Origin of the sequence: Luteimonas sp. RC10 (assembly GCF_014192745.1) — a bacterium.
Taxonomy (GTDB): Bacteria; Pseudomonadota; Gammaproteobacteria; order Xanthomonadales; family Xanthomonadaceae; genus Luteimonas.
Genome location: NZ_JACHYJ010000007.1, coordinates 86,540 through 98,589, shown reverse-complemented (window position 1 = coordinate 98,589; position 12,050 = coordinate 86,540). Strand labels below are relative to the sequence as shown.

Sequence of the window (12,050 nt, the reverse complement as noted above, 5' to 3'; positions counted from 1 at the left end):
AAAACAGGATGACAAAGGCCAGGGCGGTGGCAAGGGGGCGGACCAATACGGGGTAAATCCTAATGCGGGAGAGGTGCAGAATCCGCAAGGCGAGACAATAGGTGATCTAAATGGTGGGTGATGAGATGACGAAGCGTGTTAGATGTTCGTATCAGTTGTCTTTTTATTTAAATGGGGATGCGTTAGATCCGGCGGAGTTGACAGCCTTGCTGTGCGTCGAGGCCACGAAGTCTCATAAAAAGGGTATGAAATGGACGACCTCTACTCAGAAGGAAGTGGTTCAGAAGACCGGTCTTTGGGCCTTGGTGCTAAAAGGAGGCGATCGTGAAGATCTATCAACCCTAGTCTCAAGAATGGCGGTTGCCCTTGCACGCAGGCGTTCATCGTTAGATCGCCTTCCTCGGGTGCAGGACGCATATCTCGATGTTCTTATCCTGACTGATGCTGATGAAGATGGAGGTGGGTGCGACTTTACCCTTAGCTTGCACACTGTGGAAGAAATGAAAGCAATTGGATTGCCTGTTAATATTACTTTCGCCGTAGTTGTTCCTTGATTGTAGTAGGGTTTCAAGAGCTGCGCTTAATAATCGGTATTTATGACCCGTGGCTCACCGTGGCCGTACCACGAAGAGGTGCGAGGCTGTACGTGAGGGGTTCGTTCGCGGGCGGGGTGCGTGCGAGCCGTACGTCCTCCGGGTCAACAGAAGGTTCGCTGTTACCGCCGGACACCATTGCGACCGCGCATAGCACCATAGCCAAAGGTCCTCGACTCTGATACACCAGGTCCACACCCAGGCGATGAACCAAAGCGGTGACGAAATGACGAGGCATCAAAGGATTGTTTTCCGTCTGGAACGCGATGAAGACGGCTATCCGCCATCTGACTACGAGCGCTTGTGGGCTAAGCCGCTGCCCGGCGGAAACTATCTTATCGACAACATCCCGTTCTTTGTGATGGGGATCAGCGCTGGCGATGAGGTCTCGGTGAGGAATGAAGATGGTGAGTTAATCTTTGATCGATTGATAAAGCGTTCCGGCGCATCCACTTTTAGACTCATCCCCGTCGACCCATCGGATAGCGAGAAATTCCGAGCGGACTTCGAGGCGCTCGGATGTAGCGTTGAATGTCACCGGCGCTTAGGCCTGATTGCAGCTAGTGTTCCGGAATTTGCTCCGATTCAGCCGTTCTTGGACTATCTTGTTGAAGGGCAGGAGAAGGGAGTCTTCGATGTTGAAGAGGGTGCGTTGCGGCACGAACTGGCTGTGTGAACGCAGCACGCTCAGCTGCATCGGAATTATGGGGCGGGCGGTTCATGGCCGAGGCTGGCATGAGGTCCATGCCAGTTGTGGCGGTGCAGTCGGCCGTCGCGGGCGGTGGCACGTCGCTCCGTGCTGACATAAACCTGCGAGTAGCCTCATCTGCGCAGCCTCGTCCTGACCAGGGATCCGACCTCGCGTTGGTGCGTCGGTGTAGGGGTGGGTGCGCAGGTGGCGCATACCGAGCCGGTAGGCGAGATGCGAAAGCGGCGGGATTGGCAACAGGTGTCGTTGTCGGTCGGGGCGCGTTCGAAGCGAACCGCCGGCGCTTCGCAGCGCCTGCAGCAATGCCCGGCGGGTGATCGCCCTAGCTCGTTTGGCTCCGCGGGTGGGTGCGAGCCAAACGCCGGCAGCGCCGGCCTAATGCTCGACGCGACCAGCCGGGCTGCATAGTCATCTTGCATAGCGCGATCGCGAGGCCCGCGGTTCATGCCGGAACCGCCTCATGGCAGGATTTCGATGCGGCTTGTGCAAGCCAGGTATGTCCTGTGAGCAGTGATGCCGATCATCCGCGCCCTTGTACGTTGGTTACCTGTCGTTGATGATGCCGATCCAGCGGACAGTCGGTCCGAACGCAGCGAGCGTTGCGATCACATTCCAATGAGCGTCCATGAAGATGCCTGATCGCCGTCTCCCAAGGATCATGATCGTCTCGACGCTGGCGTTAGTGGCTGCTGCACTGCTGTACCGCAGCCTATTAGCGCCGGAATCGCTGAATGTCGCTGCTGTAAATCAGGCGCTGTCCTCCAGAGAAGCCATCTCGGCTGGCGGCAATGCTGCTGACGCAACAGCCGCCTCCCTGTTGCCGGTTGCTTCAAGGCCTGCTGCGGCTGCCACCGTTTCGACGCACCTCGATAGATCCGCCACACAGGATTTCCGGGATGCGAATCAATGCGTCATGGCGATCCGGAGGATTGCGTTGGCGGAGCATCAGGTTGGGCTCTGCAATCGCGTAGGCGAGGAGGACGTCCCGGATGTTGCAGCCTTCTGTGAGCGACGGTTGGCGCTTATCCGGACCGGTGCACCGGCTGACCAAGCACGATTGTCGTCGTGCATTTCCTTGGACCCGGGCGAGGCCGAGCAGAGGAACTTCGAGCACACGATGCGCGCTGCGGAGTTGGGGGATTTAGATGCGCAGATCTGTTATGTGAATTCAGACTTTGTGCTGCAGAGGCCCTGGACGGCGCAGGAGCATCGGGACTACGCAGATCGTGCGCCCAGGTACGTCGAGGCGGCCCTGTCGAGAGGGGATTGGCTGATCGTCGAGGTTCTGAGAGCGGCTAACCTTACGCTCGTTGAAGAGCGAGGCCTTCTGTTTCAGATCACGACCGGCGATCAGCTCACGATCTACAAGACCGCCTCCTTAGGATGGGGCCGCGGATGGATACGCCACGCTACCTCGATAACATTCTGAACAGGCCGGCGTTTCCCCATAGCGAGGATGAGATCGCCGAGGCCGATCGTTGGGTGAGGTGGGTTTTTGATGCTTATTTCGGCATGTCGCCGAAGCTGATTGGCGCACCTGATGTCTGTCTTCAGAACAGGCCTTAGTGTGTGGCCGTGTCATTATTCTCAGCGAGCTGGGGGCAATCTAGTTATGTTGGAGTGGTTCGTGGTCCGACGCGGCCGTGATTCATTTGGTGCCGAATTTAAAGAGGTGAGGATAGCCCATGAAGGAAAGCGTTGCCCTTTCGCCTCAGAATTCGCTCATACTCGTTATGGGGCATGAGTTGGGCGAGATTCCGGACTACTTTGGTAGTGAGCTGGTTGCGGCAACAGGATCCTGTCTTGCTATCGGCACGCTGGCGGCGCCCGATGGAGAGACCGCCATCACTTTTGCAGACAGCACTGAAGACATTGAAGGAGTCGAGCTTGTGTACGATGGCGTGCTGTCAACGCCGAACAAGGAAGTAGCGGTTTGCGATGTCTTGGGCGAGAAATTGATTGTGATGCCCTCTGCTGCGTCCTTCACTAGGATCAAGATCTTCGCGAACGACCTTACGGAGCCTGATCAGATCGTCATCGTCGCGCAACCGGCGTAGGTGTGTCGGGCGCACCACCTGGATGGTGCGCTCGTAGAAGGCACAACGTAGGACAAGCTTTATCGACTGGAAGCCTCGGACATGCAGGCTGAGAGGATCGCAGGAATCTAGCTGAGGCCCGCTTGCTGGACCTAACTGGCTTTGGATGGTGGCGGGCGCAGAGAAGGAGGAGCTTGTTGTGACCACGGTAGCTCACAAGGAGGTCGCCTTGATCTTTCGCGGGTTTGAGTGCTCTCCGGAGCGGGTCGAAGAGTTGCTTGGTGCTCGGGCAAGCGAGAAGGGTGTTCGAGGAGGCCCGGTAAGGCCAGGTGTAAAGGCCACTTTGAGGCGATCGTTTGCTAGGTTCTCTGTATCTCTTGATCCGACCGTCAGGTTGGACCAGGTCATCCCTCTTCTTCTCGATGAGCTAGGCAGGTTGGATCGATTGATTGATGTTCGCGACTCTGTGGCGCCGGAATTCTTTGAGATCAATACGCTGTGGCCAGTCAAGAATTCGGAGGAGCAGGAGGGTGGCTTTTTTCCCTCTTCGGTGATCTCCAACTTGGCAGGCTTGAGATGCTCCTTGTCATTTAGCTTCTCGTGAACCAGCTGACAGGCCAAATTAGCGAAGCGCATTTGGGGGCAATTGACCATGAAGCACAAGGCCCGCGATACGGGCCTCGTGCGTTGTCGGGCCGTGATCGTTGCGACCAGCATCCAGATTGTGGGAGCAACGAGTCGAGTACATCGCTTTCGATGCGCGGCCTTGCCTTGGGCAGCTGTCGGATGCGTTCAAGCTGCTGTTGCAGCTTCTGGGCCGGTTCGTCGATACGACGGGTTGGCACGACCTTCAGCGACAGCACCCCAGGATGCACTCACCGCAGCCACCGCAATAGCGCACGCGGGTACGCACCCAGTGGTCGCCGGTGGCGACCATGAACAGTACCAGCAGCGCGACCAAAGCCTGGTTACCCGATAGGGAGGTCCACAGCCGACGGGTTCGGCACGCTTAGGTCCGGCAGCGCGACGCGCCATCCGCTTCACCGGTTCGCGCGGCCAACTGAGGCTGCGAGGTGCGTCGTTCCTTTACAGCCTCACCGTCACCGACACAAACGCACTCCGCCCCGACGACGGCGAGAACATCGGCCGGGCCTTTTCCCAGAAGAAGCTGTCGTACCAGGCGTAGACGTACTCGCGTCCGGTGGCGTTGCGCAGCTGCACGTCCACGCTGGTGCGCGGGGTGAGGCGGAGCTTGGCGCTCAGGTCGAGCACTGCGAAGCCGCCGAATTTGTCGGTGAGGTTCCGCTCTTCGAGGTAGTAGTCACCCTGCGCCCGCCCTTGCAGTCCGAGCTGCAGGGCATCGGTGGCGCGGTAGTCGAGGCCGAGGTTGCTGATGGTGCGGGGTGTTGCGGCCACTTCGTTATCTTCGATCGAAACGCCTGGCGCGCGACCGTCGCGCTCGATCTTCGCCTCCTGGTAGGCGTGCGAGGCCCATAGCGTCCACTTCTCGCCCATCTGCGCATCGAGCTGCAGGTCCACGCCGCGGCGGCGGGTCTTGCCCAGCACCACGGTGGTCCCGGTGGCGGGCATGTTGGAGACTTCGTTCTCCGCATCCTGCTGCCACACTGCCAGGCGCCCGCGGGTGCCGGCGAACGGGCTGAAGCGCAGGCCGGCCTCCATGCCGGTGTTGGTGGAGGGCCGCATCGCCGCCTGCTCGGGTGTGAGGTAGGCCGGCGGCGTGCTGCCGGTCAACACTTGGAAGGTGCGGCCCCAGTTGGCATAGAGGTTGGTGTCGGCATCGAGCCCGTAGACCACGCTGAGCTTGGGCTGGCCGATCGTGCCGTAGTCCTGCAAGGCGGCACGCACGCCGCTGGGCAGCCGGGTTGCGCCATCGAAGCGGTCGATGCGATAGGCGGGCACGATCTTCAACGCTGCGGTGGGTTGCCAGATCGCCTGCAGGTACGCGCCTGCATTGTGGAAGGTGTGGTGGTCGTCGTTCTGGATGCGTGCGGGCGTGGCATCGAAGTCGGTCGGCACACTGTAGGCGAACCGTTCGCGCACGTAGCCGTTGTGCTGCTGTTCGTAGTTCGCGCCGGCCTCGAGGGTGAGGGCCGGGTGGGCCGCCCAGGTGAGTGTGGCGAGCAGGCCCGATTGCGCCTCGTCCCAGACGCGACGCTGGCGCGGGGCGTTGCCGGTGGGCACATCGCTGAAGGTGATGCGGCGGTCGTCGTGGTAGCGGTTGTGGTAGAGCTTGGTGCCCAGTACCAGTGCTTCCGTCAGGGCGAGATCGATGTGCAGGCCGAACTGACGCATGCTGCGGTCGTCGCTGTCGTGGGCATTGCGCAGCGCCGAGCGCCGGCGCCCGGCTTGCAACTCGTCTGCGGTCATGAAGCCGGGTTCGTCGGCCTGGTGGCGGTAGGCGCGTGCGGTCAGGCCGATGCGCATGCCGTCCTCAAGGCTGCCGTAGAACCATTTGCCGCCCAGCGAGTACTTTTCCGAGTGGTCGTGCTCGCGGTAGCCGTCCGAGGCCTGGACGCCGACGAAGTAGTTCTGTGCGAAGTCGCCGTGTTCGCGACCCACAGCGAGCTGTGCCTGGCGGGTGGCGAAGCTGCCGTAGGTCAGCCGGGCATCGGTGTATGTGCCGCCCTGGCGCGTGCCGAAGTTGATGTTGCCGCCGATGTTGTGCAGGCCGTAGCGCGGGTCGTTGGTGCCGCGCACGACTTCGATGTAGTCGATCTCCAGCGGAAACAGCATGTCGATGAAGCGCTGGTTGCCGCTGTTGACGTTGCTCGGAATGCCGTCGATCAGGGTCTTGATGGCGTTGAGATAGCCCTCGCCATTGAAGGCGCGGAAGCTGACCTTGCCCGACTCGGCGCCCTGACGGGTCTCGGTGAGCTGCATGCCCGGCATCTGGCCGAGCAGTTCCCAGCTCTGTGCCACGGTCTGGTCCTCGATGCGTTCGGCGCCGAGCACGTCGACCGAGGTCAGCACTTCGTGTGCGGTCAGCTGCCCGCGGGCCTGGTGCACATGCAGAGTCCCCATCGTGGTGTCGACCGATTGGGCGTGGGCGGCGCCGCTCGTCAGGGCGGCGATCAGGGCGAGATGCAGGGGGGTGGCGGGCATGGGAATAGCGTGGGGATAGGGGAGATGCCGACCTCCGGGCCGGCGCGGGCGCGCAATCTATCATGTAATAACATTACATTTCACGTGCGTCTGAGCCGGAGGTGCGCACGCCCCCCGGCCCGGCAAGACGCACTCAGCGCAGCCACCGAAAGGTCGCGATGTGTGGCCGCACCCAGCGGTCGAACGCCAGCACGACGAGTAGCGAAGCGGCGAGCAGCGGCAGCACGACGGCCGAGATCAGCAGCAGCGCGAGCAGGGCGCGGGTCGGGATGCGTGTGGTGGAGGCAGGTGCACCGATACGGCCAGGCGGACGCCGACGCCACCACATCGTGGTCCCGGTGACGACCAGCACCACCACGCCGATACAGGCGGCGAGCATCACCAGCTGGTTGAGCCGCCCGAAGTAGTTGCCCATGTGCAGTTGCACGCCCAGTTCGATTGCCTGGGCGACGACGCCGTAGTCGTCGAAGCCCGTGCTGACCAGCAGCGCGCCGTCGCGATCGAAGTGGTAGGTGACCTGGTCCTGCGGCCGCGCGGGATAGGTGTAGGCCATCAGTGCGCCGCGCGCTTCGCTGGGCAGGAACACGCGCAGCTCGTCGTCGGTGCCGGCGGCGCGGATGTGGGCGATCGCGCGTTCCAGGCCGGCCGTCGTCCAGTGCCGCGCACCAGTCCGTGGTGCGGACGCGCCATGGTCGTGGTGGGCCGATGTTGCATTGGCGGCCGGCATTGGCGCACGTTGCAGGGTCCATGGCACGTCGTTGAAGGCGTCGCCGACGCGCGGTGCCTGCGGCGCGGCATAGCGCCGGTAGACCGCGGGGTAGCCTTCGCCGACGAGTTCGGCGCCGCCGCGGATCCAGTCGCCCCAGAACACCGCCCACGGCAACCCGGTGGCGACCAGGAACAGCACCAGCAGCGCGACCCACAGCCCGGTGGCGCGATGGAGCGAGGTCCACAGCCGGCGGCCGCGAGCGCGCACATCCGGTATCGCGACGCGCCACCCGCGCTCGCGCGGCCAGCCCAGATACAGGCCGCTGACGATCAGCAACACCGTCCAGCACGCGGTGAGTTCCATCACGTAGCGGCCGAAGGTACCGAGCATCAGCGAGCCGTGCAGCCGGTCCGCGATGCCGACCACCGTGCGTGCCGGTGCGAGGACGCCGAGCACGGTGCCGTTGCCGGGGTCGACATAGGCGATGCGGCTGGCGCCGTCGGCCTGTTCCAGATGCACCTGCGCGGCGCGGCGGTGGTCGGCCGGCAGGTCGATCCGTGTCGGCGTGGCATCGGGTACGGCGGCGTGGGCGACGTCGATCATGTCGCCCAGAGGCACGCGTGCCGTCCAGGGCGCGGGTGTGAAGCGCAGGTGCGGGTAGAACGCGTCGTTGAGTTCGTCGTTGAAGAGGTAGATCGCGCCGGTGACTGCGAGCACCAGCAGGAACGGCGCGACGAACAGGCCGGCATAGAGGTGCCAGCGCCAGAACAGGCGGTAGCGGTCGCTGCCGGGACGCGGTGCGGGAGCGGACATGGACCTGACCATGCTCAGAACCGCGTGCGCAGGGTCATCTCGACGCTGCGTGGCGCGCCGAGATAGACATGGGTGGCCGGGTAGCCGGAGTACTCGCCGTAGAGGGCGTCGCCGGCGTTGCGCACGCGCAGTGCCAGCGACACGCGGGGCCAGTCGTAGCCGGCCCAGGCATCGAACGTCGTGCGGCCGCGCACGTAATAGGTGTTGGCGTTGTCGGTGTAGAAGCCGCCGACGTGGTGACCGCTGGCCCCGAGCGAGACCGGCGCGCTGGCAAAGCGGTAGGTCGCCGCGAGCGATGCGGTGCCATTGGGCACGTTGCTGGGGCGATGGCCGCGGCGGTCGAAGCCGCCGGCTTCGATCAGCTCATCGAAGCGGGCTCGTCCCCAGGTGGCCGAGGCCTCGAGGCGCAGGCCGCGCGTGGCCTGCAGGTCGGCGGCCAGTTCCAGGCCCTGCGAGGATTGCCGGCCACCCTGCACGCTGATCGTCGGGTTGGCTGGATCGCGGGTCAGGATGCCGTCGCGCTCGATGCGGTATGCGGCTGCGGTCAGCGACAGGCGCGCATCCCAGGCCTCGGCCTTCAGGCCGACCTCGGCGGCGCGTGCATCGCTCAGGTCGAAGCGGCCCGACGCGGTCTGCAACGTGAGCATGCTCGAAACCGGGCTGGCCGCGGTGGAGACCTGGCCGTACAGCTGCAGGTGGTCGCGCAGGTCGAACACGCTGCCCAGTCGCCACGACAGTGGCGTGTAGCGCGGCGCGAAGTTGGTGCGGGCGCCGCTGATGCGATCGTCGATGGCGCGGTCGAGGTCGATCCGCTCGTAGCGCACGCCGCCAGTCAGCAGCCAGCGCGGCGTGAGGTTGAAGGCGTCTTCCACGAACACCGCATGGGTGCGTAGCCCGGTCCGGAAGACCTGGTCGCTGGTGAAGGCGTCCGAATCGGCGCCGGGGAACGTGCCCAGCACCGGATCGATCGGTGTGACCGGCGTGGTGAGGCCGCTCTGGCGTGGATTGATGAAGTCGGTGTCGTTGACCTCCACGCCGATGGCGAAGCGGTTGCGCCGCCCCGCAAGCGGGCCGTCGTAGGACAGGGCCAGGCGCTCGTTCCAGAAGCGGTGATCGTGGAAGACACGCTGCACACCGCGGGCGTAGAGGCCGGTGCCGCGGTCGTAACGCCAGTCGTCGGAATAGACGAAGTCGCGATCGGCGCGGTAATGCGCCAGGTCGTTGCGCAGCTGCCAGGTCGACGACAGCGCGAGGGTGGTGTTCCAGCGCAAGAGGTTGCTACGGGCGCTGGTGTAGGCGCCGATCGGGTTGTAGTTGGTGTGGCGGGTGGCGCGATCGATCACCAGAGCATCGGCGCTGCGCACCACGCGCGACGGTGCGATGGCGTCTTCGGCGGCGATCATCGGGACGCCCTGATAGGTGCCGGTGCTCGTGTCCTGCGCGTGTTGCCAGGACAGCAGCATCGATAGCGTCTCGCTCGGCGTCCATGCTGCGCTTGCCGAGAGCGTGGACGTCTCGACCGCGTTGCGCTCGATGTCGTAGAGACTGTCGGCGCGCAAGCCACTGGCATCGACCCGGACGGCAAGCGTGTCGGAGACCGGCTGGTTGACGCCCAGCCCGGCGCGGCGGGTGCCGAAGCTGCCGATGCCGAACATGCCGTCGATTGCCACGCCGTCGGTGCTGGGCCGACGCGTCACCAGGTTGATCGCGCCGCCCATCGCGCCTTCGCCGTACAGCACCGAGGCCGGGCCGCGCAGGACCTCCACGCGTTCCAGCGACCAGGTATCGACATCGCGGGCGACGAAGGTTGATGCGCCCAGGCGCACGCCGTCGTGCAGCACCGAGACAGTGTTGCCGCTGAAGCCGCGCAAGGTCACGACGGCGGGATTGCCAGGCACATTGCCGACCATCGCGCCCTGCGCCAGCTCGAAGGCCTCGCGGGTGGTGCGGGCGCCCCGGCGTGCGATCTCCTCGCGGTCGATTACCTGCAGCGAGGCCGGCGTCTCGCGTTGGGTCAGGCCCAGGCGGCTGCCGGTGTGTTGCGGCGCATCGAGCGTGCGTAGGCGTTGGCCATGTACCTGCAAGGCGTCGAGCGTAGTGGGTGAGGCATTGGACTGCGGGGGCGATTGCGCGAGTGCGGAAGGCGACAGTGCAAGGGCCATCAGCCCGGCAAGCGGGGCGATCGATCGAAGGGCGCATGGCGTGCCGGGGGCCGACAGTGGCCCGGGTGGGATAGAACGAGGCATGGGCAGGATCCGGTACTGCGTGCGACGCGGGCTGGACACGCGCGCACGCACGACGCCGCGCAACGCGCGGCCATCGCAAACGAAGGAGGCGACCCGGAGGTCGCGGCGGCTTGGATCAGGCCGCCAGCGGTGGCCCGCGTGAGCCCAGGCCGCAGGGATGTCGCGTCAGCACGCGTGGCGTGCGTGGTGTGGGTAACGGCGAGGCGATATGCGGCGCCAACGACCAGGCCAGCCACAGCACCGCGATCAGCGTGGTCGCCAGCAGCGGGCAGTAGGCGCAGTCCGGCCTGTCGCCGTGGTCCATCGGCGCGGCCGGTGGCGTGTCCAGCAGCGCGAACGGATCGACCATGCTGACCAGCTTGTCGCTGCCCGTGGTGCACAGCTCCATCAGAATCGTGCGCGGGGCGTCATGCGGCGCGGCGGCCAGCCTGCCGACCGATGGCAGCAACGCGAGCAGCAGCACGGCCGTCAGCGACAGCCATGCGAATGCGCGTCTGAAACGGCGGCTCCCGGACATGACGGAAGTCTAGCTGCGGGCGTAGGGATTGAGGCGCGCATGAGGGTGCGTTGGGTGCGACTGTTTGTCGCAGCGCTGGGCGTATGCGAGTCCATCAATGCGCGGCGCACATGACAAGTGAGCCTCGGAGGCATCGCCCGTTCCCATGGTGTCGCGCGCCCTGCTGTCGTATCGTCGAAGAACGTACTGTGGTACGTCGGTTCACGGCAGTAGCGAGGTATGAGGTGATGTTGCCTCATAATGCACTGCCGCGATTTGGGGACTTCACGGTGGCATCGGATGGTGTACGTGAGGGGTAGGAGGATCTTGGTCGGGCAGGGTTGGTTGATCAGGGAATCGAGGGGCCCGATTCAAAGATCTTTGGGACGCAGTTCGGTCGTCTATGGAGTGGTGAGTAGCGCATGATTCAAAGGGTATTTGGCTTCATAAGCCTTCTGTTTTTCTCGTTTCTCTTCCTCAGGATTGTTCTGTACTTCATCAACAAGTTGTTGGAACGCTCTGAGTTCGTGGGCTCCGATGTCGTGGTGATGGGTTTTGGATTGATGTTTGGTTTTGTTTCTGTCATGCAGGGGTTGTCGCTCCGCGGCAGGAAGATGGATCACTGATCCGAGGATGGGGCGCGGAGTTCGAGGCGAAGGGGGGCAGGATGTCAAAGGCAAGCGATGCCTGGGTACGCGCCTGGGAGTTGATGGAGGATGGCCACGTCGAGCAGGCGTATGCCCACTTCTTGCAAGCAGCCCAAGCCGGGGATTCGGACGCGCATGTGGCGATTGGATATCTCATTGAATCTGGCGACTTCTCCTGGTTGGAGGCATCCACGGCCAATGAGTTCTATGCAATGGCAGCGGAGAAGAACAATGTGTGTGGATTGTTCAATCTCGGGCTGAACAGGCTCGATTCCGGTGCCAAGGCGGAGGCAGCCGAGCTGATGGCCAGGTCGTATCACGCTGGTGCGCCGGACGCCATTGTCTATTTGCTGGAGCTCTTCGAATTCCTGGAGGCAGAGGCATTCCAGAAATCGGAGCTTGAGGCAAAACTGGAATCCGCGCTAAGGCGGGGCGATCTTTCTGAGTTTGTCGAAAGCAGGGCGGCCGCTCTGCTGCGTCGGGTCTAGCTTGGGTCGACTTCTTGAGCGCCGAACTGGTGCGCTGGATTAAGTCAGTAGTGATACCACCGAAGCGCGGCATTGGGGGGGGCTCTCGCGTTGCGGACTGATTTTTCAGTGTTTCGAGCTATGTGCAGTGCAACGAGTAAGAGGCCCGATGTCTCTGCGATCTCGCTTGAAGAGTCTATGAGGTTGAGCC

At 63.5% G+C, this 12,050-nt stretch carries 9 protein-coding genes; 5 read left to right on the top strand and 4 right to left on the bottom strand.

Annotated features, from left to right (window positions below; all coding sequences use genetic code 11):
• Nucleotides 1-110 precede the first annotated feature (110 nt).
• The 4 genes from FHW73_RS13090 to FHW73_RS13075 all read left to right on the top strand — a co-directional run bounded on the left by FHW73_RS13090 (nucleotide 111) and on the right by FHW73_RS13075 (nucleotide 3,359).
• Nucleotides 111-554, top strand: a complete 444-nt coding sequence (locus FHW73_RS13090) for a DUF4279 domain-containing protein (protein WP_183427190.1) — start codon at nucleotides 111-113, stop codon at nucleotides 552-554.
• Between the two features lie 244 nt (nucleotides 555-798).
• Nucleotides 799-1,269 (top strand): DUF4265 domain-containing protein, encoded by a 471-nt coding sequence (locus FHW73_RS13085; protein ID WP_183427189.1) that lies wholly within the window; start codon nucleotides 799-801, stop codon nucleotides 1,267-1,269.
• A 658-nt stretch (nucleotides 1,270-1,927) separates the two neighbouring features.
• Nucleotides 1,928-2,731 carry a hypothetical protein gene (locus FHW73_RS13080; RefSeq protein ID WP_183427188.1) on the top strand — a complete coding sequence of 268 codons (804 nt, stop codon included), beginning with the start codon at nucleotides 1,928-1,930 and terminating at the stop codon, nucleotides 2,729-2,731.
• A gap of 256 nt (nucleotides 2,732-2,987) precedes the next feature.
• Nucleotides 2,988-3,359, top strand: coding sequence for a hypothetical protein (locus FHW73_RS13075; RefSeq protein ID WP_183427187.1), 372 nt, complete (start codon nucleotides 2,988-2,990; stop codon nucleotides 3,357-3,359).
• Between the two features lie 1,065 nt (nucleotides 3,360-4,424).
• On the opposite strand, the gene FHW73_RS13070 is transcribed toward FHW73_RS13075, so the two are convergent.
• From FHW73_RS13070 to FHW73_RS13055, 4 genes are all read right to left on the bottom strand, one after another.
• Complete coding sequence (locus FHW73_RS13070; protein WP_183427186.1) at nucleotides 4,425-6,461, bottom strand: TonB-dependent receptor; 2,037 nt, start codon at nucleotides 6,459-6,461, stop codon at nucleotides 4,425-4,427.
• 133 nt (nucleotides 6,462-6,594) lie between these two features.
• Complete coding sequence (locus FHW73_RS13065) at nucleotides 6,595-7,983, bottom strand: PepSY domain-containing protein (RefSeq protein ID WP_183427185.1); 1,389 nt, start codon at nucleotides 7,981-7,983, stop codon at nucleotides 6,595-6,597.
• A gap of 14 nt (nucleotides 7,984-7,997) precedes the next feature.
• A complete protein-coding gene (locus tag FHW73_RS13060; RefSeq protein ID WP_183427184.1) occupies nucleotides 7,998-10,229 on the bottom strand; it encodes a TonB-dependent siderophore receptor in 2,232 nt (743 codons plus the stop codon).
• A gap of 115 nt (nucleotides 10,230-10,344) precedes the next feature.
• Entirely contained in the window at nucleotides 10,345-10,746 is a 402-nt protein-coding gene (locus FHW73_RS13055; RefSeq protein WP_183427183.1) for a DUF2946 family protein, read from the bottom strand.
• 646 nt (nucleotides 10,747-11,392) lie between these two features.
• On the opposite strand from FHW73_RS13055, the gene FHW73_RS13050 reads away from it, so the two are divergent.
• The gene (locus FHW73_RS13050) at nucleotides 11,393-11,860 is read left to right on the top strand and encodes a hypothetical protein (protein ID WP_183427182.1); all 468 of its coding nucleotides are present in this window, start codon (nucleotides 11,393-11,395) and stop codon (nucleotides 11,858-11,860) included.
• The last annotated feature ends 190 nt before the right edge of the window (nucleotides 11,861-12,050 follow it).